This window comes from Halomonas sp. YLB-10 (assembly GCF_003856855.1).
GTDB classification, from domain to species: domain Bacteria; phylum Pseudomonadota; class Gammaproteobacteria; order Pseudomonadales; family Halomonadaceae; genus Halomonas; species Halomonas litopenaei.
In genome coordinates this window covers 102,723-127,327 of sequence record NZ_RRCU01000011.1, presented here as the reverse complement: position 1 = coordinate 127,327, position 24,605 = coordinate 102,723, and the positions used below count along the sequence as shown (strand labels likewise).

Genomic DNA, 24,605 nt, shown 5'->3' with positions numbered 1-24,605 from the left:
CCGGCGGATTGCCTGGCGGTTGTCGAGTCGCCATCTTGCGCGGCCACTCGCCTGGCGTTGTCCGGCGGGGACCGCCACCCAGCCTAGACGATCCCGCGCTGGCGCAGCGCCCGACACTCGTCGGCACCGAAGCCGAGTTCGGCCAGTACCTCGTCGGTATGCTCGCCAAGCTGTGGCGCCGGTCGCTGGATCATCGCCGGGGCCTCGCGCATCTTCACCGGAAAGCCGGTGGTGGCGATCTGTCCGGCCTCGCCCTGATCCAGGGTCAGGCGCATGCGCTGGTCGATGATCTGGGGGTCATCGAAGGTCTCGCGCAGATCCTGCACTCGGCCACAGGGCACGCCGGCGGTGTTCAGGTGTTCGATCCAGTCGTCCACACTGCGCCGGCGCGTCACCTCGTTGAGGATCTCGCGCAGCGCCTCGCGGTGCGCCATGCGCTGGGCGTTGTCGGCGAAGCGCGGCTGCTCGAGCAGATCGACACGACCCAGCGCCTCCAGCAGACGACGCACCATGGTCTCGCTGCTGGGGGCGATGGCGACCTCGCCATCGCTGGCCTCGAACAGGCCGTAGGGGTAGAGCATGGGATGGTCATTGCCGGTACGTCGGGGGACCTCGCCGGTGGCGAAGTACTCCGCCGCCAGATAGCCCAGCATCGCCACCAGACCGTTGGTCAGGGCGGTCTCGAGAATCTCGCCCTGGCCGGTACGCTCGCGGCGCACCAGTGCCGCGCTGACCCCGAAGGCCAGGTTGAGGCTCGCCACCATGTCGCTGATCGGTGGCGCGGCGCGCATCGGCTCGCCCCCCTCGACCCCGTTGACGCCCATGAAGCCGCTCATGGCCTGGGCGACAAAATCGTAGGCGGGTCGGTCGCGGTAGGGCCCGGTGGATCCGAAGCCGTTGATCCGCCCCACCACCAGGCGCGGGAAGCGCTGCCTCAGGGTGTCGTCGTCGAGTCCCATCTTGGCCAGCACCCCGGGGCGGAAGTTCTCCACCAGCACGTCGGCGTCCTCGAGCAGGCGGTTCAGGATCTGGCGTCCCTCGGGCTCGCGCAGATTGAGGGTGATCGAGCGCTTGTTGCGGTTGAACTGGGCAAAATAGGCGCTGAAGCCGTTGACCATATTGCCCTGGCGGCGGACCACGTCGCCCTCCCCCGGGGTCTCGATCTTGATCACCTCGGCGCCGTGATCCCCCAGCATCTGGCTGGCGAAGGGGCCGGAGATCACCCGGGTCAGATCGATCACACGTATGCCGGCCAGGCTGCCCGGGGCAAGGCCGGTGGCGTCCTGGGTCGATGGCCGCGGGTCGTCGCTGTCATCCCTGCCGGGGCTAGCATCCATAGGTTTGCGTATCCGTCGGTATGTCTGTGGTGGTGTCGTCTGGTCTTGCCAGGTTCAGGGATCTGACTCAGCCCTTCGCGGTGGGCACCGCATCGGGTCGATGCAGCCTGAGCCGAGTGCCGGCCCGGGCCAGCTGGGAGCCCGGCGCACGTTCCAGTCGCCGCGCGGCAAGCCCCGCCACCTCGATCAAGGACTCCAGCGAGACGCCGGTGTCATATCCCAGCTCCTCGAGCAGGTAGATCAGCTCCTCGGTGGCCAGATTGCCGCTGGCACCGGGGGCGAAGGGACAGCCTCCAAGACCACCGACCGCACTTTCGTAGCGCGTGACGCCAAGCGACAGCCCCTGCATGACGTTGGCCAACGCCAGACCCCGGGTATTGTGAAAGTGCAGGATCGGCCGCGCCGCGGGGGCCTGTTCGGCGATCTCACCCACCACCCGCGAGACCACGGCGGGGGTGGCCATGCCGGTGGTATCGCCAAGGGTGAGGTCATCGATACCCAGCTCGCCGAGGCGACGCGCCAGCTCACCGATGCGCCCGGCCGGCAGGTCACCCTCGAAGGGACAGCCGAAGGCCGTGGCGATGGCGCCCTGTACCTCGATACCGCTGCCGGACAGACGCTCGACGATATCGGCGAAACCGGCCAGGGAGGCGTCGATCGAGCGATTGACGTTACGCGCGTTGTGGGTCTCGGAAGCGGACACGAACAGCACCACACGATCGATGCCCACCTCCAGTGCGCGCTCGGCACCGCGCAGGTTGGGCACCAGGGCGCTGAAGCGGGCATCCGCCAACCCCTTGGCGGCGGCCACCAGTTCCGCGGCGTCGGCCAGCGCCGGTACCGCCCGGGGACTGACGAAAGACGTCAGCTCGAAGCGCCTGAGTCCGGCCCGGTGAAGCCCGTGCAGCAATTCGAGCTTGTGCTCGGTGGACAGCACCCGCGCCTCGTTCTGCAGGCCATCACGAAGCCCCACTTCGGTCAGTTCGATTCTGGCAGGTGCTCGCTGGGGCGGCGATGACGTCATGGCGAAGAAGTCCCTAAAAGTCGATATTTCACCAATATAGAGGCTATTGGCTCATGTTGGACATACGCCTTTTCGCTGAGACGTCCGTACGCTGACGGTGCCAGACCGCAGAGGTATTCCCCTTGACCGGTGATTTCCATAGAATTCACCGCCCAAATCGTGATCCACAGCAATTTTTGTTGCGGACTCGCACATTATCGTGTTCTTCACACGTTTTTCTGTTCGCATGCCGCCTCCGTCCCGGGGCGCTTGATGTAGAGGCGTCGACGTTCGCCTTCCCACCCTGAAAAGGCCTGGTTTCATGCAATCCACTTCCTCCGACGGCTCGGCCGCCGACAAGGGCTTCTTTGGTCACCCCCGCGCCCTGGGGCCACTGTTCTTCACCGAGATGTGGGAGCGCTTTTCGTTCTACGGCATTCGCCCCATGCTGGTGCTGTTCATCGCCGCCTCACTGTTCGACGGCGGGCTCGGCTTCGACCCCAAGACCGCCGCTGCCATCGTCGGCATCTACGGTGGTGCCATCTACCTGGCCGCGCTGCCCGGCGGCTGGCTCGCCGACAACTGGCTCGGCCAGCGCCGGGCGGTGTGGTACGGCTCCATCCTGATCGCCTTCGGTCATCTGTCCATCGCGCTGTCGGCCCTGCTCGGTGCCGTCGCCTTCTTTGTCGGGCTGATCTTCATCGTGCTCGGCACCGGGCTATTCAAGACCTGCATCTCGGTGATGGTCGGCAGCCTGTATGACGAAAGCGACGTGCGCCGCGACGGCGGCTTCGCCATCTTCTACATGGGCATCAACATCGGCAGCCTGTTCGCGCCGTTGTTCACCGGGCTGCTGATGGACTCGCTGGGCTGGCACTGGGGCTTCGCCATGGGCGGCCTTGGCATGCTGATCGCACTGCTGCTGTTTCGCCTGTGGGCGGTGCCCGCCATGCAGCGCGCCGACGCCGAGCGCGGCCGCGCCTCCACCTGGGACGCCCCGGCCCAGCGCCGTCGTCACGTCGGCCCCGTCGTGTCGCTGTGCCTGGCGCTGATCGCCGCCCTGGTGGCACTGGTCGCTACCGGCGTGGTGACCATCGACGCCCGCGCGGTGGCCGAGGCCATGACCAGCGTGCTGATCGTCGCCTCGCTGGGCTTCTTTGCCTACCTGATGCTGTTCTCTGGACTCAGCGGTGACGAGCGTATTCGCGTCACCATCTGCTTTGTGCTGATCGTCGCCGCCGCCTTCTTCTGGGCCGCCTTCGAGCAGCAGCCCACCTCCTATAACCTGTTCGCGGCCAACTACACCGACCGCAACGTGATGGGCTGGGAGGTCCCCACCCTGTGGTTCCAGTCGTTGAACCCGGTATTCATCGTGCTGCTGGGTCCGCTGTTCGGCTGGCTGTGGCCGGCGCTCGGTCGTCGCCGACTGGAACCGGGCAGCCCGATGAAGTTCGTCCTCGGCCTGCTGCTCGCAGCCTGCGGCTTTGGCCTGATGGTGCTGGCGGCGCAACAGGTACTGACAGGCACAGGGCTGGTGTCACCCTGGTGGATCGTCGGCAGCATGCTGCTGTTGACCCTGGGCGAGCTGTGCCTGTCGCCGGTGGGGCTGTCCACCATGTCGGGGCTGTCGCCGCGTCGCACCCAGGGCCAGTTGATGGGCCTGTGGTTCACCGGTGCCGCCCTCGGCAACCTGGTGGCTGGCTTGATCGGCGGTCACGTCAACGCCGAGGAGCTTCAGCAGTTGCCGGAACTGTTCGGGCGGTCGGCTATCGCCCTGGTGATCTTCGCCGGGGTGCTGCTGTTGCTCGTGCCGGTGTTCAAGCGCATGCTGAAGCATCACCGTCTTATCGATCCGGCGGCCGCCCACCGCGCGGACGCCGAAGCCATTGTCAGAACAGGAGTCTGAGCATGACCTCAGCCAGTGCCGATACCGCTCGCCAACGCTTGAGCGATCTGCGCGAGGCGATGCGCCGCCACGCCATCGATGCCTGGTGGCTACCGTCCAGCGATCCGCACAACAGCGAATACCTGCCCGAGCACTGGGCCGGTCGCGAGTGGCTGTCCGGCTTCGACGGCTCGGTGGGTACCCTGGTGGTGACCCAGGACGAGGCCGGCCTGTGGGTCGACAGCCGCTACTTCGTGCAGGCCGAGGCTCAACTCGCCGGCACCGGCATCAGCATGATGAAGCTGACCCAGGGCCAGGCCAGCGCACCGATGCTGTGGCTGGCCGAGCGTCTCGAGGCCGGCGACACCCTGGGCTACGACGCCCAGGTGGTGTCCCTGGCCCACGGCCGCCAGTTCGAGGACATCCTGGGTGAACGGGGCGTCGTCCTGCGCGGCGACAGCGACCTGCTCGACGAGATCTGGCGCGATCGCCCGAGCCTGCCGAGCGGGGCCATCGAACCCCACGCCAGCCGCTATCTGGACGAGACCCGGCGCCAGCGTCTGGACCGGGTACGCACGGCCATGGCCGAGCACCACGCCGACTGGCATCTGGTGTCGACGCTGGACGACATCGCCTGGCTGACCACCCTGCGCGGTGCCGACGTGGGCTTCAATCCGGTGTTCCTGTCCCACCTGCTGATCGGTCGCGCCACCGCCACCCTGTTCGTGGCACCGGGCAAGCTCGCTCCCGAACTGGTCGATGCGCTCAAGGCCGATGGCGTCGAGGTGGCCGACTACGCCGACTGGGCGGCGCGGCTGTCCGCCCTGCCGCGGGACGAACGGGTACTGATCGATCCGGCCCGGCTGACGCTGGGGACCCGCCAGGCCCTGCCGGACGAGATGACCGTGGTCGAAGCCTTCCAGCCCAGCACCCTGGCCAAGGGCATCAAGACAGCCCACGAGCTCGGCTTCGTGCGTCAGGCCATGGAAGCCGACGGCGCGGCCCTGTGTCGCTTCTTCGCCTGGCTGGAGGCCGCCTTCGCCGCCGGCGAACGGGTCACCGAGCTGGACGTCGAAGCCCGCCTGTACGAGGAACGCGCCAAGGACGAGGACTTCGTCTGCGAGAGCTTCAATACCATCGCCGCCTTCAACGCCAACGGTGCCCTGCCCCACTACCGCGCGACCCAGGAGGCCCATTCGGTGATCGAGGGCGACGGCCTGTTGCTGATCGACTCCGGCGGCCAGTACCGCGGTGGCACCACCGATATCACCCGCATGGTCCCGGTCGGCACCGTCAGTGAGGCTCAGCGCGAAGACTGCACCCTGGTGCTCAAGGGCATGATCGCACTGTCGCGGGCGCGCTTCCCCGAGGGCATCGCCGCCTCGCGGCTGGACGCTCTGGCGCGGGCGCCGCTGTGGGCCACCGGCCGCGACTACGGTCACGGTACCGGCCACGGCGTGGGCTACTTCCTCAACGTCCACGAAGGTCCTCAGGTGATCAGCTCGGGCGCTTCCGTCGCCGAACATACCGCCATGCGCGAAGGCATGATCACCTCCAACGAGCCTGGGGTGTACCGTCCCGGCCAGTGGGGGGTGCGCATCGAGAACCTGGTGGCCAACCGCGCCGCGGCCCCCAGCGACTTCGGCGACTTCCTCGAGTTCGAGACCCTGACCCTGTGTCCCATCGACACCCGCTGCCTGAACCTGTTCACCCTGGATCAGGCCGAGATCGACTGGCTCAACGCCTACCACGACGAGGTCCGCCGCCGGCTGGCGCCGAGGCTCGACGGCCAGGCGCTGGCCTGGCTCGAAGCCCGCACCGAACCGCTGACGCTTGCCTGATAGCGGGCCTGCTGGTCGGCCGCAGATGCAAAGGGGCCCCGCCATGGCGGGGCCCCTTTGCGTAGGCTGCCAGCGCCGTTACATGAACGGGTTCTTGACCACCGGGATGAACATCAAGCGGAAGTTCCAGTCCGCATCCCACTCATCACCGCGGATCACGCTGTGCTGGATCTCGGCGGCCAGGCGCACCGGGGTGCTGCCCATGCGGACCACGTTGGAATAGCCCAGGCCGATCGGGAAGTTGACCTTCTCGCCGCTGTCGGCCTCCCAGTTGATGCGCACGTTGGGCGTCATGCCCACCAGTTCGGTGCCGCTGAGCCGGTAGTTGAGGAAGTACTGCAGATCGGTCTGACTGGTGTGTTCGCGGTCATCTTCGCCGGCGTAGGACCACCAGTGCTGAGCCAGCAGGCCCATGTTCCAGCCGCCGGGATTGGGCGCCAGGCGCGCGATCAGGGCCGCCGGGCCGGCCTGGAACTTGCCCTGGCCCAGCACATCATGCTCGGCGGTGGGGAAGATCTGGGTCAGCCCCAGGCCCCAGATGACGCCGTCGGCGCGTGCCGGGCCGGCCAGGGTCACCAGGGCGGTGTCACCCAGACCCTCGGTACGCCCGCGATGGGGAGCATTGCGGCTCCACTCGTCGGGATCGATGTCCAGCGGGCTGCCGCCCCGGGCCAGGGTACCGAAGCTCTCGTCCATCGGGCTCGAGTTGTACTGGAACACCGGGCGCACCACCAGGTTCCAGTTGTCGTCTGCCATCTCGAAGGGGAAGGACATGACCGGCTGGAACTTGAAGGAATTGGACCAGCGACCGTCGAAGTCGTCGCCGTCCAGGTGGGTATAGTCGTTCTGCATCCACAGCATCCAGGCCGATCCCACCGGGTTGGTGGTTTCCTTGGCGATGGCAGCAAGATCCTCGCTGCTGGCAGCAGGCTCGCTGTTGGCCGGTACGGTGCGTGGCGAGGACCGCTCCTGGGCAAGCGAGAGGCTCGAGATGAAAACCAGCGACATGGCCACCAGGCCAAGCCGACGAGAGCGTGAAAGGTTCATGGGGGTAGGCCTCAGAATCGTGACGCTACCCCCGACGCCGAGAGTAGCGGTGCAACGTCGCCACCACTCTAGGCCACCGATAACAGGCTGATGATATGCCCCTTGGGGTAGGCCGGTCCGGGCAGGCTGGTTAAATCGGTGCCCCCGGACTCGCCGCCCCGGCCCGCTCAGACCTCCTGGTCTTCCGCCAACGACGGCAGCAGCACCTTCAGCTTGCGGGTCAAGGTATTGCGCCCCCAGCCCAGCAGCTCGGCAGCCTCGCCCTTGCGCCCGGCGGTGTGCTTGAGCGCGGTCTCGATAAGGATGCGCTCGAAGTCCGGCACCGCCTCCTCGAGCAGGTGGGTGTGGCCGGAGGCCAGGGCGCTGTCGGCCCAGGCGCGGAAGGCTTCACGCCAGTCCCCGCCTGCGGCGCTGTCATCGCCGCCGCGCAGCTCCGGCGGCAGGTCCTCGACCAGGATCTCGCGCCCGGAGGCCATCACCGTCAGCCAGCGACAGGTGTTCTCGAGCTGACGCACGTTGCCGGGCCAGTCCACCCGGGTCAGGAACTCCTCGGCTTCGCGGGTCAGCACCTTGACGTCGGTGGACAGCTCCTTGGCCGCCTCGACCAGGAAGTGCCGCGCCAGCCGGGGAATATCCTCGCGCCGCTGGGACAGCCTTGGCAGGTGCACGCGGATGACGTTGAGGCGGTGGAACAGGTCCTCACGAAAGCGGCCATCGGCGACCAGCGTCTCGAGGTCCTGGTGGGTCGCGGCGATGATGCGCACGTCCACCTTGACCGGCGTATGACCACCGACCCGATAGAACTCGCCGTCGGCCAGCACCCGCAACAGCCGGGTCTGAGTCTCCGACGGCATGTCACCGATCTCGTCGAGGAACAGGGTGCCGCCGTTGGCCTGCTCGAAGCGCCCCTGGCGACTGGCGCTGGCGCCGGTGAAGGCGCCCTTCTCGTGGCCAAACAGCTCCGACTCGATCAGATCCCGCGGGATCGCCGCCATGTTGAGGGCAATAAAGGGATTGGCGGCGCGGGGGCTGTGCTGATGAAGCGCACGCGCCACACGCTCCTTGCCGGTCCCGGACTCGCCGTTGATCAACACCGTGATATGCGAGTGCGCCAGGCGCCCGATGGCCCGGAACACCTCCTGCATCGCCGGAGCCTCACCGATGATCTCGGCGTCGAGTCCTTCGGGCACGCTGACCGGCCGCTGGCGCTCGCGCACGTGGGCCACCGCGCGTCGCACCAGGGCCAGCGCCTCGTCCACGTCGAACGGCTTGGGCAGGTACTCGAAGGCCCCGCCCTGATAGGAAGCCACCGCACTGTCCAGGTCGGAGTGGGCGGTCATCACGATGACCGGCAGGTCCGGGTGCACCTGGCGCACCTTGGCCATCAGATCGAGTCCGTCGATACCTGGCATGCGGATATCGGTGACCAGCACGTCGGGCGGCTCGGCCAGCAGTCGATCGAGGATACCGTCGGCCCGCTCGACCGCCTCGACCTCAAGGTCCGGCTGCGCCAGGGCGCGCTCGAGCACCCAGCGTATGGCCCGGTCGTCGTCGACGATCATTACACGAGCGGTATCAGTCATGACTCATCTCCAGGGGAATCAACAGACGGAATTCGGTACGTCCAGGCTCGGACTCGCATTCGATCAGCCCTTCGTGCTGGTGCAGCACCGACTGGGCGATCGACAGCCCCAGGCCGCTGCCCTCGGCACGACCGGACACCATCGGATAGAACAGGGTCTCGCGCAGCGTCTCGGGGACGCCCGGGCCGTTGTCGATCACGCTGACGTCGCAGACCAGACGATGGCGCTGGGCGCCCAGGGTGAACTGGCGGCGCGCGCGGGTCCTCAGGGTCATCACCGGGTTCGGTGTCTCGGACTCGACCAGCGCCTGGACGGCGTTGCGGGCCACATTGAGCACCGCCTGGATCAACTGGGCTTCATCGCCGGTCAACTCCGGCAGGCTGGGATCATAGTCGCGCTCGATGCCCACCCGCGGCTGTTCGACCAATAGCAGCGCGCGTACCCGCTCCAGCACCCGGTGGATGTTCAGCGGCTCTCGCCGACTCACCCGGTTGGGCCCGAGCATGGAATCGACCAGATCCCGGAGCCGATCCACCTCTTCGATGATGATCCGGGTGTACTCCTTGAGCGCCGGCGTCTGCTCCAGGTCACGCTCGAGCAATTGCGCTGCACCACGAATCCCCCCCAGGGGGTTCTTGACCTCGTGGGCCAGCCCCCGCGCCAGCACCTTCATGGTTTCCTGGCGCGACTGCAGCGCTTCCTCGCGGGAGATTCGCAACAGCCGATCCCGTGGCTCCATCTCCAGCAGCAGCTCATCAGGCGACAGCGGCGTCACGGTGTAGTCCACCGTCAGGGGGTCTCCACCGGCGAGGACCAGCCGCGCCTCCCGCTGGGTATAGGGATGCTGCCCATCCCGGGCACGTATCAGCACCTCGGCGATATCATCCTCGCCGCTGAGCCAGTCGGTCAGCGCCACGCCGGCAACCCGACTGGCGCTGACCGCCAGCAGGGTCTCGGCCGCCGGGTTCATCCAGGTCGGTCGCAGCTCGCCGTCGAGCAGCATGACCGCAGTTGTGAGGTGTTCGATGATGCCAGGCGTCATGGGTCCATCCTGATGGGGCAAAGCGCCCACTCGATAGAGGCCGCCACGGCGCCAAGCCGGCATTCCATGGTGGCGGTCCAGGTCTCGGCCTCGAGCAGGCGTCAGACAACAACATTCAAAGCAAGAAGCGGGCCAGCCTTGGTGCCAGTGGCACACTCCCGCCGCGCAGGCGCCAGGACGGTGCTTTTGTCGAGGAGGCGGGTCACCGTCGGCGCACCTACGCACCATTTTAGTGCACCAACCTGGTGCAGGGCAGTCTCGCCTGGATCACTGTCCGCACAAGGCCCGCAGATCGCGGGTCAAGGCGGCGCAGGACGAAGGGGGTTGGCGGGAAGCAGGCGGCTTGCGCGCTGTACGTGGATGACGATATCGGCACTGCGTTGACGCACCTCTCCCGACGGGGCCAGCACCACCAGGCCCAGGCGATGCTCGCCACGCTCCAGATTGGTGAGCCACAGTGGGCCGATGCCGGTGACGCTGGTGGCGAGCACACCGTCGACCTCCAGGCCGAGGCGATCCCCCGTCGCCGGAGGCGGGCTGATCGCGGCCAGCACCTTCAATCTTCCCCCGGCCCCCGTGGGCAACACGCTGCCATCCGCCGGAGAGGCGATGGCCAGGACATCGTGGGGCTGGAAGATATCGGCGTCGCTATCCGGGCCTGGTACTGAAGGCGCCGTCGGCCTGGAGGGCGCCGCCACATCCAGCGCAGGGGCGCTGGACAACGGCGGCGGTGCCAGCTCGCGGGCGCCGGCCGAGGGGGTATCGCTGTAGCGCACGACGCCGTCGGGACCGACACTGCGATAGATGGTGCTCGCCGGCACGGTTTCTGCCACCGGCAACGCCAGCCCGGACGCTGCCAGCAAGGCAATGGCCATCAGTGACGGTCGACTCGGCGACGAGGGAGCGCTCTCGCCCCTCTCCCGGCCTGCCCTGCGCGTCCACCGCTGCATCATCGTGATTGCCCTCGCCGACCTTCCCCTGACGAGGATGACGTCAGCCACGACCCGCGCCAAGGGGATCCCTTGCCCAGGCGCAAGGCCCGCGCAAAAAAAATCGGCCCCGCGATCATCGCGGGGCCGACGGAACGCACGAGGCGCTATGCCGATCAGCAGCTGTAGTACATGTCGAACTCGATCGGGTGGGTCGCCATGCGCAGGCGCTCGACGTCCTCGTTCTTGAGCTCGATGTAAGCGTCGATCATGTCGTCGGTGAAGACGCCACCTTCGGTCAGGAAGCTGCGGTCCTCGTCGAGGGCTGCCAGCGCCTGGTCGAGGCTCTCGGCCACGGTCGGGATAGCCTTGCCTTCTTCCGGCGGCAGGTCATAGAGGTTCTTGTCCATGGCGTCGCCGGGGTGGATCTTGTTCTTGATGCCGTCGATACCGGCCATCAGCATCGCCGCGAAGCACAGGTAGGGGTTGGCGGTCGGGTCGGGGAAACGCGCCTCGACACGCTTGCCCTTCGGGCTTGCGGTGTACGGGATACGGATGGAAGCAGAACGGTTACGGGCGCTGTAGGCCAGCATGACCGGCGCTTCGAAGCCCGGCACCAGACGCTTGTAGGAGTTGGTAGAAGCGTTGGTGAAGGCGTTCAGGGCGCGGGCGTGCTTGATGATACCGCCGATGTAGTAAAGCGCCATTTCAGACAGACCGGCGTACTCGTCACCGGCAAACTGGTTCTGGCCGTCCTTCCAGAAAGACTGGTGGACGTGCATGCCGCTGCCGTTGTCGCCGACCAGCGGCTTGGGCATGAAGGTGGCGGTCTTGCCGTAGGCGTGAGCCACATTGTGGATCACGTACTTCATTTCCTGAACTTCGTCGGCCTTCTTGACCAGGGTGTTGAAGGCAACACCGATCTCGTTCTGGCCGGCGTTGGACACCTCGTGGTGGTGCACCTCGACCTTCTGACCGATGGCCTCGAGGGTGTTGCACATGGCACCGCGCATGTCATGGAAGCTGTCCACCGGCGGAACCGGGAAGTAGCCGCCCTTGACCCGCGGACGGTGACCGAGGTTGCCACCTTCGACGGCGCGGTCGGTGGACCAGGCACCCTCTTCGGAGCTGATCTTGTACATGGCGCCTTCGATATCGGCCTTCCAGTGCACCTCGTCGAAGATGAAGAACTCGGGCTCGGGGCCGAAGAAGGCGGTGTCGCCCAGGCCAGAGGACTGCAGGTAGGCCTCGGCGCGCTTGGCGATGGAGCGCGGATCACGCTCGTAGCCCTGCATGGTGGCCGGCTCGATGATGTCGCAACGCAGGATCAGGGTCGCGTCTTCAGTGAAGGGGTCGAGGAAGCCGGTGCCGTCCTCCGGACGCAGGATCATGTCGGACTCGTTGATGCCCTTCCAGCCGTTGATGGAGGAACCATCGAACATCTGGCCATTCTCGAAGAACTCTTCGTCGACCTCGGCGGCCGGAATGGTGACGTGCTGCTCTTTACCGCGGGTATCGGTGAAGCGCAGGTCAACCCACTTCACATCATGTTCGTTGATCAGGGCGAGGGTCTTGTCTGACATGTGGTCCTCCAGAGTGGAACTTGTCTCGTGACTCGAGCGTTGCGCAACGGCGCCAATCCCATGTCACCGGTTTGAAACGGGGGATGATCCAGGGAACAAAAGGGGTACCGGGATCCTTTGTAGCACGCTCCCGGGACACTGCCCATGGCAACGTGCGCGACACGATGACACTGCCAACCACAATGCAGATTGCGTGCCAGCATTGCACCAGCATCGACCAAAAAAATCCCAACCCATTGTTTCAAATCTTTTTTATCCAAACAGGCCCTTTGCGCCAGCTTAGGGCACAAAGGCCCACCACCTTCAGGATCTGCCGACCAATGCACCACAAAAGTGCAATAAAGACTGCGACGCACCACTTTGGACCTTTGTGACAGGATCTATAAACTCTGCCGGGCCGATCGCGAGGTGTCAGTGGGCGCTGGAACCTTTCGCAACGCAAAGATACACTTTATTACGTTCGACTCCGACCGCCTCCCCTGCCGGCCGGCGTCACCCTCCTCGGAGTGTCGTCGTGAAAATCAGCTTGATCATTGATGCCCGACTTACCGGCAAGGAACTGCCTCGCCGGCTCGCGGAAGCACGCCAGCAGGTCGCCCTCTTCCAGGGAAGAGGCGAGATCCTCGTCATCGACGATGGCGATATGGCGCCACCACTACTGGGCGAACCGGGCGAACACGCCGTCGTCGGCTATCGCCAGGTGCGCAGCCGGCCCGCGCCCATGGGGCGGCGCCTCAACCTGGCCGCCTCCCACAGCAATGGACGCATGCTTGGCTTCTGCCTCGGCCCTCTGGACACCCACTGGGTCGAGCGAATGATGGCAGCCGCCTGCGATGATTCGCGCCCGGTGGTGCGTCCTGCTCGCCCCTGTCCGCTATCGCTGCTCAGCCTGCTGCGACGTACTCCGACCCGGGCCCTGGGCGTCGAACGTACCTGGTTCGATCGGCTGGGAGGCTTCGACCCGTCGCTGGACTTGAGCGCGGTAGAGGACCTCGCCACTCGCCTCAAGGCCTGTCGCGCCAAGATGGTCGTGCAGCGCGCCTGAGCGTCAGATCGTCCTTTCTGTCGATTTCGCCTACTTTTTTCGCCTCGCAGGTGCTTGATAGTTCAGCATCTTGAGGATCGATGCCGAGATTGGCGCCAACAAGGCTGGTCGTTGTCATCGCCCAGGCCCTATAATGCTGCCCCACTTTTTCCAGCAGGATCCCGTCGTGATCGAGAATCTTCGCAACATCGCCATCATCGCTCACGTCGACCACGGCAAAACCACCCTGGTCGACAAGCTGTTGAGTCAGTCTGGCACTCTGGACCGCAAGGCCGAGGGTCAGGAGCGCATCATGGACTCCAATGACCAGGAGAAGGAACGCGGTATCACCATCCTGGCGAAGAACACGGCGATCCGCTGGAATTCCCCCGAGGGACAGGACTACCACATCAACATCGTCGACACCCCTGGACACGCCGACTTCGGCGGCGAGGTCGAGCGCGTGATGTCGATGGTGGACTCGGTACTGCTGCTGGTCGACGCCGTCGACGGCCCCATGCCGCAGACCCGCTTCGTCACCCAGAAGGCCTTCGATCAGGGCCTCAAGCCGATCGTGGTGGTCAACAAGATCGATCGCCCCGGCGCACGCCCGGACTGGGTCATCGACCAGATCTTCGATCTGTTCGACAACCTCGGCGCCAGCGACGAGCAGCTCGACTTTCCGATCATCTACTGCTCCGCCCTCAACGGCATCGCCGGTCCCGAGCCTGACCAGCTGTCCGACGACATGACGCCGATGTTCCAGTCCATCGTCGACATCGTCGAGCCGCCCAAGGTGGAACTCGACGGCCCGCTGCAGATGCAGATCTCGGCACTCGACTACTCCAGCTACGTCGGCGTCATTGGCCTTGGCCGCATCACCCGCGGCGCCATCTCGCCCAACCAGCAGGTGGTGGTCATCAACAAGGAAGGCCAGACCCGCAAGGGCAAGGTCGGCCAGGTCATGACCCACCTGGGTCTCGAGCGGGTACAGACCGAGCAGGCCACCGCCGGGGACATCGTCTGCATCACCGGCATCGACGACCTGGCGATCTCCGACACCATCTGTGATCCGGCCGCCGTCGAGGCGCTGCCGGCACTGACCGTCGACGAGCCCACCGTGTCGATGACCTTCCAGGTCAACGACTCGCCGTTTGCCGGCAAGGACGGCAAGTTCGTCACCAGCCGCAACATTCGCGATCGTCTCGACCAGGAGCTGATCCACAACGTGGCGCTGCGTGTCGAGCAGGGCGAGTCCCCGGAGAAGTTCATCGTCTCCGGCCGCGGCGAGCTGCACCTGTCGGTGCTGATCGAGAGCATGCGTCGTGAAGGCTTCGAGCTGGCCGTGGGTCGTCCCGAGGTCATCATCCGTGAGATCGACGGCGAGAAGCAGGAGCCCTACGAAGAAGTCATCATCGACTGCGAAGAGCAGCATCAGGGCGCCATCATGGAAGAGCTCGGCTACCGCAAGGGCGAGCTCAAGAACATGAACCCGGACGGCAAGGGCCGGGTCCGCCTGGACTTCATCATCCCGGCGCGCGGCCTGATCGGCTTCCGTGGTCAGTTCCTGACCCTGACCTCTGGTACCGGCATCCTGACCAGCCGCTTCGACCACTACGGCCCGCTCAAGCCCGACGCCTCCATCGAGCGTCGCAACGGCGTGCTGGTGTCGATGGTTCCGGGCAAGGCCTTGGCCTACGCCCTGTACGCCCTGCAGGAGCGCGGCAAGCTGATCATCGACCACGGCACCGAGGTCTACGAAGGCATGCTGGTCGGCATCAACAACCGCGCCAACGACATGGTGGTCAACCCCACCAAGGGCAAGAAGCTCGACAACATGCGCGCCTCCGGCAACGACGAGAACATCGTGCTGACCCCGCCGGTGCGCTTCACCCTGGAACAGGCCATCGAGTTCCTCGATGACGACGAGCTGGTCGAGATCACCCCGAACCATATCCGTCTGCGCAAGAAGTTCCTGACCGAGAACGAGCGCAAGCGCGCCACCAAGAAGTAAGCGCTGCGTTTCTCGCTTCATCGATGCCCGCCTCCTGGTGGGCATCGTTGTTTTCGGCCTCTCTAGCGATGCCCGGCTCTTCATGACGGGCATCGTCGTTTTGCGGAATAGACAATATCGATGCCCGGCTGTTCATGGCGGGCATCATCGTTTTGCGGCAATGCTCATATAGACAATATCGATGCCCGGCGCCCGATGGCGGCCAGTGTCGTCTGCAAGTGGAGACATCAGTATTTGGGGTGAGGACGGCACCCTGGCCGGACTGAACTATCCTTTGGTGACCACCCAGCAAGGAGGCTCACCATGGCCGCCCGACGCTTCATCGCCTTACTGTCCCTGCTGCCAGCATTTGCCCTGGCCTCGCCATCCACCGATGACACCCTGCTCGCCAATGCCGAGCAGGAGCGCTCGGCCTTTCTCGAGACCCTGGAGTCGCTGGTCAATCTCGACTCCGGTACCGGCGATGTCGACGACCTCGCTCGCGTCGAGGCGCTATTGCAGGAACGTCTCGTCGAACTCGGCTTCGAGGTCGAACAGCACCCGGCCGAGGCCTTCGGCGGCAACACGCTGGTGGCTCGACACCAGAGCAGCGGCGACGCCGATCTCATGCTGATGATCCACTACGACACCGTCTTTTCCTCAGGCACTGTGGCAAAGCGCCCCTTTTCCAGCGACGCCTCCAGGGCCTATGGCCCCGGCGTCGGCGATGCCAAGGGCGGCATCGCGGTCATCCTGCATAGCCTGGGCCTGCTCGCTGACCTCGGGCTCTCGCCCTGGGGAACTTTGACCGTGGTGTTCAACCCCGACGAGGAAAAAGGCTCCTTTGGATCCCGTGAGCTGATCGCCGAACTGGCCAGCGAACAGGACGCGGTCCTGTCCTTCGAGCCCACCCTGGGCAAGCCCGGCGAGTCAGCGGTCACCACCGTGACCAAGGGCATCAACTACGCCTTTCTCGAGGTCGAGGGACGTGCGTCCCACGCCGGCGGCGCCCCCGAGGAAGGCCGCAATGCGGTGATGGAGCTGGCCCACCAGTTGCTCCAGCTCGATGACCTTGGCGACAGCGACAAGGGCACCACCCTCAACTGGACCATTGTCGAGGGTGGCACCAAGCGCAATATCATCCCGGACTCGGCCAGGGCCGAAGGGGACATGCGCTACTTCGATCATACCGAGTACGAGCGCGTCATGGCCGAAGCCCAGTCGATTATTGCCGAGCAGCGAGTCACGGACACCGAGGTAGCGTTTCGGCTCGAGCGCGGGCGCCCGCCGCTGCCGCCGAATCCGGCCACCGAGCAACTGGCGGCCCTCGCCCAGTCTATCTACCGCCAGGAACTCGACCAGACGCTCGCCCTGGCCGAGATCGGTGGGGGCACCGATGCGGGCTACGCCTACGACCCCGAAACCGGCCAACCCGCGGTGCTGGAGTCCCTCGGTCTGGTCGGGGGGCGCTACCACAGCGACGAGGAATTCATCGAGCTCGACAGCATTGTGCCGCGACTGTATCTCACCACCCGTCTGATCCAGGAACTTTCCGGGCCGAGCGCTGCCACAATTGATGCAGACTGATAACCGTTAGGGGTGAAGACGGCGACCGCCCTAGTTGCGGTCTATGCTAATGGGGCACCGTCATCCTTCGCGAACAAGGAGATACGCGAATGCACAAGCACGTCGAATGGGATGATCCCGGCGCTGACAGCGTTCAGCGCTACTTCGCCGACAAGCCCGACGAATACCCCACCGCCCACGTCGGCAGTATCATCGCCGGCCGCTACCATGGCTATTCGGTCAGGGTCAGGGTGGAAGCCAGGGTCGACGACGACACCGCCAGCATCGGCGACGTGGTCGCCCTGATCTCCGTGCGCACAGGCGAGCGCACCAAGAATATCGGCGACCTGTCGATCGGCGATACCGTGCGTCTTGGCGACGATCACCGCGCCCTGGCTCCCCATACCAGCAGCTGACGACGAGTTCCAGAACCCGCCAGTGACGGAAACCCGTCCCGCCAACGCCTGCTAAACGCATCGCCCCTAGTCAGGCGCCATGGTTGTATCGCAAAGTTGACATGTCAGACCGGGCCTCGGCCCGGTCAGCCATTACCGCGTCGCGACGCCGACATGTCGACGGAAGCCCCATGAGCAGCGATAACATCTGGACCCACAAAGGCACCTTCCTGCTGGCCGCCGTCGGCTCGGCGGTGGGCCTGGGTAACCTCTGGCGCTTTCCCTACCTGGCCGGCGAGCACGGTGGTGGCGCCTTTCTGCTGGTCTACGTGCTGTGCGTCTTTGCCGTCGGCATCCCGATCCTGATCGCCGAGATCATGCTTGGGCGCAACAGCCGGCGCTGCCCGATCATGGGCATGCGCTTTCTCACCCGTTGTCATCGCACCTCCCGCGCCTGGGAGACCATCGGCTGGCTCGGTGGCCTGTCCGCGCTGCTGATCCTGAGCTTCTACTCGGTGATCAGCGGCTGGGCGCTGCACTATCTTGGCGAGATGCTGACCGGGTCACTGCGCGACGCCGACGCCGCCATGCTGGCCGACAACTTTGCCAACCTGATCGCCTCGCCGCTGAAGCTGACGCTCTACCACACGCTGTTTCTCGCCATCTGCGCCTACATCGTCGCCCGGGGTGTCCATCGTGGGCTGGAGAGCGCCCTGCGCATCCTGATGCCGACCCTGCTGGTCATTCTGCTGGTGGTGCTGTTCTACGCCGCGACCAGCGGCGACATGGCGGCAGCCAGTCGCTTCATGCTGTCCTTCTCGCTGTCCGAGTTGAGCCTGGAAGGCTGGCTCGAGGCGATGGGGCAGTCGTTCTTCACGCTGAGTCTGGGGATGGGCGCGATCATGGCCTATGGCGCCTACATGCCCAGCGAGACCTCGCTGACCCTGACCGCCTTCGCCATCGCCCTGATCGACACACTGGTGGCGGTAATCGCGGGGCTGGCGATCTTCGCCCTGGTGTTCGGTGCGGGACTTGCCGCCGACGAAGGGCCAGGACTGATGTTCGTGTCACTGCCGCTGGCATTCTCGGTGATGCCTTCCGGCTCGCTGGTCGGCGCCATCTTCTTCGTACTGGTACTGGGGGCCGCGATCAGCTCGGCGATCTCGCTGATCGAGCCGGTCGCGGCCTATCTGGTCGAGCGCTTCGACCTCAGTCGCGTACTGGCGGTAGCCCTGGTGTCGGTGCTGGCCTGGGGGCTGGGGCTCGCCACGGTGGCGAGTTTCAACGTCTGGGCCGAGGCCAGCCCCGTGCATGACGTGTTCGGTCGCAGCGCCTTCGCCGTGCTGGAACTGGTGACCCACATCACGCTGCCCCTGTGCGGCCTGCTGGTGGCGCTGTTCGCCGGCTGGTCGCTGACCCAGTCCGAATCGATGAAGGAAATGCACACCCGCTCCAGCTGGCTCAGGCTGTGGCGGTTTCTGGTGCGCTTCATCGCGCCGACCGGGGTCGCCTTCGTCTTTCTGCGTGCCCTGCCCTATGTCCAGGGCTACTGGCTGCCGACCATCGGTGCCTGCGTACTGGTAGGCGCCTTCGCCGCCTACCGGCTGATGGCCGAGCAGCACGCCGCCAGCGGCTGAGGGACGTCGGGAAGCCCGACAATCAAGACCGCAACGACACCAACGCCTCAACGCAACAACGCAACAACGACAATAGACAACACGGCGGGACCCAAGATGTCAGCCATCATCGATGTACGACACGTCAACAAGGCCTTCGGCGGCCTTCACGTCATCAACGACTGTTCGATTCAGGTCGAGGAAGGCTCCGTCACCGGTCTGATCGGCCCCAACGGTGCGGGCAAGTCGACCCTGTTCAACATCATCGCAGGCGCCCTGCCGCTGGATTCCGGGCAGATCCTGCTGGACGGCGAGGACATCACCAATCGTCCGGCCAACGAGCTGTTTCACAAGGGCCTGTTGCGCACCTTCCAGATCGCCCACGAGTTCTCCCAGCTCACAGCCCTGGAAAACCTGATGATGGTGCCCCCGAACCAGCCCGGCGAGTCCCTGGCCAAGGCCTGGTTCGCGCCGAAGGCGGTGCGGGCACAGGAGGCCGAGGTCAAGCGCCGGGCCCAGGAGGTGATCGAGTTCATCGGCCTCAATCATGTGCGCAACGAGCTGGCAGGCAACCTCTCCGGCGGCCAGAAGAAGCTTCTGGAGCTCGGCCGCACCATGATGACCGACGCTCGGGTGGTGCTGCTCGACGAGATCGCCGCCGGGGTCAACCGCACCCTGCTGGGGGACCTGATCGGCAATATCGAACGGATGAACCGCGAGTTCGGCTACACCTTCCTGGTCATCGAGCACGACATGGACATGATCGCCAGGCTGTGCGATCCGGTGATCGTGCTGGCCCAGGGCTCGGTGATGGTCGAGGGCTCCATCGAGGAGATCCAGAACAACCCCGAGGTCATCGAAGCCTATTTCGGCGCCGGCGCGGCCTGACAGCGGCCCGGCAACAGACTCCGCGCCACCCGGGGCACCCTCCCGTTGCAGGCGCGGCGATAACAACAACCAGGGCGCGACAGGCGCTCTTATGCAGAGAACAGGACTATGCCTCTACTCGATGCACGCGAGGTGCACGGCGGCTATGGCGGCATGAACATCCTCAACGGGGTGGACATGGCCATCGAGGCCGACCAGATCGGCGTCATCGTCGGCCCCAACGGCGCCGGCAAGTCGACCATGCTCAAGGCCATCTTCGGCCAGTTGAACGTGACCCAGGGCGATATCCTGCTGCGCGGTGAACCGATCCAGAACCTGCCCACCAACCGCCTGGTAGAACTGGGCATGGGCTTCGTGCCCCAGGAGCACAACGTCTTTCCCAGCCTGACGGTCAAGGAAAACCTCGAGATGGGGGCCTTCCTCAAGCCGGGAAACATGAAACGCATGCTGTCCAAGGTCTACGAATTCTTCCCGCCCCTTCACGAAAAGCGTCATCAGCCTGCCGGCGAGCTGTCCGGTGGCCAGCGCCAGATGGTGGCCATGGGCCGGGCGCTGATGGCCGAACCCGAACTACTGCTGCTCGACGAGCCGACTGCAGGGCTGTCGCCCAAGTACATGTACGAGATCTTCGACCGGGTCAAGGAGGTCAACGCCGCCGGCGTCGGCATCCTGATGGTGGAGCAGAACGCCAAGCAGGCCCTGGCCATCGCCGACAAGGGCTTCGTGCTGGCCGCCGGCCAGAACCGCTTCACCGACACGGGGCAGGCGCTGCTTGCCGATCCTGACGTGGCCAAGAGCTTCCTCGGCGGCTGACGCCGAGTCCTAGCGCGGAGATATCGCCTTGAACGAATTCGTGTTCTTCATCAACAACGTGCTGATCGCCGGCAGCGTCACCGGGTCGATCTACGCCATCGGCGCGGTGGGCGTGACGCTGGTCTTCAGCATCATGCGCTTTGCCCACTTCGCCCACGCCGACATGATGACCTTCGGCGCCTTCATGGTGCTGCTGCTGGCGACGCTGTTCCCCCATGCCGGCGACGTCATCGGTGTGCCCACCGCCATCGTCATGCTGCCGCTGGCCATGGTGCTGACGGCGGCGCTGGCGGTGGGCATCGACAAGGCCTTCTACAAGCCGCTGCGCGCCCACGGCGTCAAGCCGATCGTGATGGTCATCGGCTCCCTCGGCGTGACCCTGATGCTGCAGGGCCTGATCCGGCTGTTCTCGGGCACCGGCGGCCAGAGCCTGTACGTCGATGACCGCAAGGAGATCTTCCGCCTGGCGCTGCCCTTCGAGGGCGCCCGGGTGCCGGTGGTGATCACCGAGCCGCAGATCTATCTGTTCGTGCTGACCCTGGTGGCGGTGATCGGGCTGCAGCTGTTTCTGTCGCGTACCCGGCTCGGCAAGGCCATGCGCGCCATGTCCGACAACCCGGACCTGGCCCGGGCATCGGGCATCAACACCAACACCATCGTCGCCGTGACCTGGGTGATCGTCGGTGGCCTGGCCTCCATCGCCGGCACCCTGCTGTCGATGGACGTGACGTTCAAGCCGGACTTGAGCTTCCACCTGCTGCTGCCGATCTTCGCCGCCGCCATCGTCGGCGGTGTCGGCCACCCCTTCGGCGCCATCGCCGGCGGCTTCGTGGTGGGCTTCGCCGAGACCCTGGCGGTGTTCAACTGGCGGGTGCTGCTGCGGCCCTTCAGCGACAGCCTGCCCGAGTGGCTCGAGCTGCCCAGTAACCTGGCCTTCGTCGGCACCGAGTACAAGATCGTGGTGCCCTTCTTCATCCTCGTCGCCATCCTGGTGTGGCGCCCCACCGGCATCTTCAAGGGCAAGGTGATCTGATGACGACCAACAACTTTCATCGCCGCGACGACGCCAACACCGCGCCCCAGAGCCGCTTTCCGGTGCGCGAACTCAGCCTCCTGGTGGTCCTCGCCGTCGCCGTCGGCGCGGTCTACATGGCCATGGGTTCGGCCTATTCGACACGCATGCTGGTGGAAGCCAGCTGCTACGCCATCCTGGCCCTGGGCCTGACCATCCAGTGGGGCTACGCCGGCCAGTTCAACGCAGGCGTCATGGGCTTCGTCGCCCTCGGCGGCTTCTGCGCCATGACCTTCAGCGTGCCGGTCAATCCGGCCTTCTGGGATAGCCCGCTGCCCGGTGAGCTGGCCAAGGTGCTGGGGTATCTGGCCGTCGGCATCGCGCTGGTATTCGCGCTGTCGCGCATGACTCGTCTGGGCGTGCCGTCCTGGCTGCGCACCCTGATCACCGTGGTGATCGGCCTCGTCGTCTACATGGTGGTGATCAGTGAACTGCGCGAGGTCACCGACGCCATCGAAAGCCAGATGGGCTTCATCGGCGGGTTCGGCCTGCCGGTGTGGGTCGGCTGGGTGGTCGGCGGAGCGCTGGCCGGCGGTATCGGCTACTTTATCGGCCACGTCTGCCTGGGGCTTCGCAGCGACTATCTGGCCATCGCCACCCTGGGCATCGCCGAGATCATCAAGGCCTTTCTCAAGAACTCTGACTGGCTGACCCGTGGCACCGCTACCGTGTCGCCGCTGCCGTGGCCGGTACCCGATCCCGGCGAGGTCGGCTTCACCCTGGCGCGGGCGCTCTATCTGTCGGTGACGGCGGTGATGATCCTGGGCATCTTCTTTTTGCTCAACCGAGCCTACAACGCCCCCTGGGGCCGCATGATCCGGGCGATTCGCGACAACGAGGTGTCATCTGCCGCCATGGGCAAGGACATCAATCGCCGCCGGCTCGAGATCTTCGTGCTGGGCTGCGTGCTGATGGGCCTCGGCGGCGCGGCACTCGGCAGCTTCAACAGCATCTTCGACCCCAACGGCTACCTGCCGCTCAACCACACCTTCCTGGTGCTGGTGATGGTCATCCTGGGTGGGCCGGGCAACAATCTCGGTACCCTGTTCGGCGCGGTGGCGGTGTACATCATCTGGATCATGTCAGAGCCGCTGGCGCTCTACGTGATGGAGTTGATCGCCCACTTCGGCCAGGCCAGCTTCGGCTGGGAGCTACCCAGCAACCTGGAAAGCCGAGCCCTGCAGGCCAGGGTATTCGTCATCGGGCTGTTGATCACGGTGGTGCTGCGCGTCGCCCCCAAAGGGCTGCTGCCGGAGAAGGTCAAGCACCATGACTGAGGCGTGTCCGTCGACACCGCTACTGCGGACAGTGCCTGACGCCGGTCGTCGTCACTGATGGTCTCATCCTGGCGGCCCAGGGTCGCCAGGGCCCGCCTCTCACGCCTCTTGCCCCATCACTGGCCATCTCGCACGACATCGCCAGCTCGACGCCAATGACAGGCCCCTACCAACGATAAAGCCCCCAGCCAGATGGCCGGGGGCTTTCCTTGAGCGCCTCTGTTGCGAGCATTGGCGCGGTCATTGGGCGGAGGCGACCGCCCGGATGCGTTGTCGTCCGTCGACGACTCGCCTTACTTTACGTCATGGCGGCTATTCAACAAAGCCCTTGCCGGTAAAAGTGCCGTTTTCCACGGCCATTTCCTGTACCACACCAGGCACATCGCCGTTGTCGTCGAAGTCCTGGGTACCGGAGGCGCCTTCATAGTTGATCTCGGTCCCCGCCGCGATCAGCTCCACCGCCTTCTCCCACTCACCGGGCAGGATGACCTCACCGGGGGGAGAGGACACGCTGCGCAGCGCCTCAGACACACCCTCGCGCTCGGCACTGCCGTTCTGCTGGATGGCCAGCCCCAGCAGGAAGGCCGCATCGTAGGCCTGGGCGGCGAATACGGCGGTGGGGTCGATGTCGGCGTTGTTGGCAAGTTCAGTGAAGATCTCGGTGCCGGGAAGGTCCGGGCTGCCCGGACGGGTGGCGATCATGCCGTCGAGCACGTCGGAGCCGATGGCCTCGACCAGGCTGTCGCCGACCATGCCATCGGCCCCCACGTACTGGGTGAACATGCCGCTCTCGTAGGCCTGGCGCACCACCGTCTGGCCGGAGGTATCGGCGTAGGCGAGTACCACCAGGGTCTGGGCGCCGGTGGCCGACAGGGTGCCGAGTTCGCTGCGGTAGTCGGCGCGGTTGTCCTCGTGGGCGAGGTTTTCCAGCACGCTGCCGCCGCCGTCCTCGAAGGCCGAGCTGAAGGCGTCGGACAGGCCGCGTCCGTAGTCGTTGTTGACGTAGGTGACGGCGACTTCCTCGATGCCCTTGTCGATCAGCAACTTGGCCAGCATCTCGCCCTGGAAGGCATCGGAGGGCACGGTGCGGAACACCAGGTCATTGTCGTCGAGGTCGGTGACCGCCGGCGCCGTGGAGGCCGGAGACACCATGGTCACGCCACCCGGAATCGCCGCGTTGTTGGCCGCGGCGATGGTGGCACCGGTACACAGCGCGCCAACGATGGCGGTGACCTGCTCGGTGTTGACCATGCGGTCAGCCGCGTTGGACGCCGCCGAAGCGTCGCCGCAGGTGGTGTCGCCGGTCGGCATCACCACGTCCTGGCCGTCGAGGATGCCACCCTGGTTGTTGATATGGTCAACCGCCAGCTGGGCGCCGTCGTAGATCGGCGGCGTCAGGCTCTCGATCCCCCCGGTGAAGCCGCCGAGAAATCCGATCTTGACCTCTGCGTGGGCCATGGAGCCGACCGCCAGGGTGGTTGCAGCCACGGCGGTCGCCAGTACGCGCTTTTTCATGATTGTTGGTCTCGCTCTGGTTGTCCTGAGATGAAGCCGAGACGAGCGCGGTCAGCCGCGGCTCGCCCACTCGATCTTCATACCCCCAATCTGGAAGGCCGCCGGGGAAAACTCAAGTCCCCGCCGCCAACGCTAGGCCGGCTGGATGCAACAAGACGGGGTTCAGGACTGACGTCTGTGGCCAGGCTTCTATACT

19 protein-coding genes are annotated in these 24,605 nt (G+C 65.5%); 11 read left to right on the top strand and 8 right to left on the bottom strand.

The genetic code is table 11. The features are described from left to right. Positions 1 to 83 precede the first annotated feature (83 nt). Together EBB56_RS20960 and EBB56_RS20955 are read right to left on the bottom strand one after the other, a co-directional pair. A complete protein-coding gene (locus EBB56_RS20960; RefSeq protein ID WP_108448687.1) occupies positions 84 to 1,337 on the bottom strand; it encodes a CaiB/BaiF CoA-transferase family protein in 1,254 nt (417 codons plus the stop codon). 67 nt (positions 1,338 to 1,404) lie between these two features. Beyond that, the gene (locus tag EBB56_RS20955; protein WP_045992380.1) at positions 1,405 to 2,361 is read right to left on the bottom strand and encodes a hydroxymethylglutaryl-CoA lyase; all 957 of its coding nucleotides are present in this window, start codon (positions 2,359 to 2,361) and stop codon (positions 1,405 to 1,407) included. A 301-nt stretch (positions 2,362 to 2,662) separates the two neighbouring features. Here EBB56_RS20955 and EBB56_RS20950 point away from each other — a divergent pair, with 301 nt between their 5' ends. Together EBB56_RS20950 and EBB56_RS20945 are read left to right on the top strand one after the other, a co-directional pair. Beyond that, on the top strand, positions 2,663 to 4,246 hold the full coding sequence (locus EBB56_RS20950) for a peptide MFS transporter (protein WP_045992381.1): 1,584 nt from the start codon (positions 2,663 to 2,665) through the stop codon (positions 4,244 to 4,246). 2 nt (positions 4,247 to 4,248) lie between these two features. Further along, complete coding sequence (locus EBB56_RS20945) at positions 4,249 to 6,066, top strand: aminopeptidase P family protein (protein ID WP_124805249.1); 1,818 nt, start codon at positions 4,249 to 4,251, stop codon at positions 6,064 to 6,066. A 78-nt stretch (positions 6,067 to 6,144) separates the two neighbouring features. Here the strand turns inward: EBB56_RS20945 and EBB56_RS20940 are convergent, their stop codons facing one another. From EBB56_RS20940 to glnA, 5 genes are all read right to left on the bottom strand, one after another. Next, on the bottom strand, positions 6,145 to 7,113 hold the full coding sequence (locus EBB56_RS20940; RefSeq protein WP_052704321.1) for a hypothetical protein: 969 nt from the start codon (positions 7,111 to 7,113) through the stop codon (positions 6,145 to 6,147). Between the two features lie 167 nt (positions 7,114 to 7,280). Next, positions 7,281 to 8,696, bottom strand: a complete 1,416-nt coding sequence (gene ntrC, locus EBB56_RS20935; RefSeq protein WP_045992383.1) for a nitrogen regulation protein NR(I) — start codon at positions 8,694 to 8,696, stop codon at positions 7,281 to 7,283. Then, positions 8,689 to 9,738, bottom strand: coding sequence for a nitrogen regulation protein NR(II) (gene glnL, locus EBB56_RS20930; protein ID WP_124805248.1), 1,050 nt, complete (start codon positions 9,736 to 9,738; stop codon positions 8,689 to 8,691). The genes ntrC and glnL overlap by 8 nt, the downstream gene beginning before the upstream one ends. 299 nt (positions 9,739 to 10,037) lie before the next feature. Continuing rightward, positions 10,038 to 10,613 (bottom strand): DUF4124 domain-containing protein, encoded by a 576-nt coding sequence (locus tag EBB56_RS20925; protein ID WP_045992385.1) that lies wholly within the window; start codon positions 10,611 to 10,613, stop codon positions 10,038 to 10,040. Between the two features lie 230 nt (positions 10,614 to 10,843). Further along, on the bottom strand, positions 10,844 to 12,250 hold the full coding sequence (glnA, locus tag EBB56_RS20920; protein ID WP_108448684.1) for a glutamate--ammonia ligase: 1,407 nt from the start codon (positions 12,248 to 12,250) through the stop codon (positions 10,844 to 10,846). 514 nt (positions 12,251 to 12,764) lie between these two features. Between glnA and EBB56_RS20915 the strand changes: the two genes are divergently transcribed. From EBB56_RS20915 to EBB56_RS20875, 9 genes are all read left to right on the top strand, one after another. Then, positions 12,765 to 13,295 carry a glycosyltransferase family 2 protein gene (locus EBB56_RS20915; RefSeq protein ID WP_108448683.1) on the top strand — a complete coding sequence of 177 codons (531 nt, stop codon included), beginning with the start codon at positions 12,765 to 12,767 and terminating at the stop codon, positions 13,293 to 13,295. 166 nt (positions 13,296 to 13,461) lie between these two features. Then, a complete protein-coding gene (gene typA / locus EBB56_RS20910; RefSeq protein WP_197037093.1) occupies positions 13,462 to 15,288 on the top strand; it encodes a translational GTPase TypA in 1,827 nt (608 codons plus the stop codon). Between the two features lie 303 nt (positions 15,289 to 15,591). Next, complete coding sequence (locus EBB56_RS20905; protein WP_124805247.1) at positions 15,592 to 16,854, top strand: glutamate carboxypeptidase; 1,263 nt, start codon at positions 15,592 to 15,594, stop codon at positions 16,852 to 16,854. Positions 16,855 to 16,943: 89 nt separating this feature from the next. Beyond that, the gene (locus EBB56_RS20900) at positions 16,944 to 17,249 is read left to right on the top strand and encodes a hypothetical protein (RefSeq protein WP_108132161.1); all 306 of its coding nucleotides are present in this window, start codon (positions 16,944 to 16,946) and stop codon (positions 17,247 to 17,249) included. A gap of 170 nt (positions 17,250 to 17,419) precedes the next feature. Then, a complete protein-coding gene (locus tag EBB56_RS20895) occupies positions 17,420 to 18,865 on the top strand; it encodes a sodium-dependent transporter (RefSeq protein WP_045992390.1) in 1,446 nt (481 codons plus the stop codon). A gap of 96 nt (positions 18,866 to 18,961) precedes the next feature. After that, entirely contained in the window at positions 18,962 to 19,732 is a 771-nt protein-coding gene (locus EBB56_RS20890; RefSeq protein ID WP_124805246.1) for an ABC transporter ATP-binding protein, read from the top strand. A 108-nt stretch (positions 19,733 to 19,840) separates the two neighbouring features. Then, positions 19,841 to 20,545: an ABC transporter ATP-binding protein gene (locus EBB56_RS20885; RefSeq protein WP_124805245.1), complete on the top strand. Its 705-nt coding sequence runs from the start codon at positions 19,841 to 19,843 to the stop codon at positions 20,543 to 20,545. A 28-nt stretch (positions 20,546 to 20,573) separates the two neighbouring features. Beyond that, positions 20,574 to 21,578: a branched-chain amino acid ABC transporter permease gene (locus tag EBB56_RS20880; protein ID WP_124805244.1), complete on the top strand. Its 1,005-nt coding sequence runs from the start codon at positions 20,574 to 20,576 to the stop codon at positions 21,576 to 21,578. Continuing rightward, positions 21,578 to 22,894: a branched-chain amino acid ABC transporter permease gene (locus EBB56_RS20875; RefSeq protein ID WP_045992394.1), complete on the top strand. Its 1,317-nt coding sequence runs from the start codon at positions 21,578 to 21,580 to the stop codon at positions 22,892 to 22,894. The genes EBB56_RS20880 and EBB56_RS20875 overlap by 1 nt, the downstream gene beginning before the upstream one ends. Before the next feature lie 312 nt (positions 22,895 to 23,206). Here the strand turns inward: EBB56_RS20875 and EBB56_RS20870 are convergent, their stop codons facing one another. Then, entirely contained in the window at positions 23,207 to 24,412 is a 1,206-nt protein-coding gene (locus EBB56_RS20870) for an ABC transporter substrate-binding protein (RefSeq protein ID WP_124805243.1), read from the bottom strand. Positions 24,413 to 24,605: the final 193 nt, after the last annotated feature.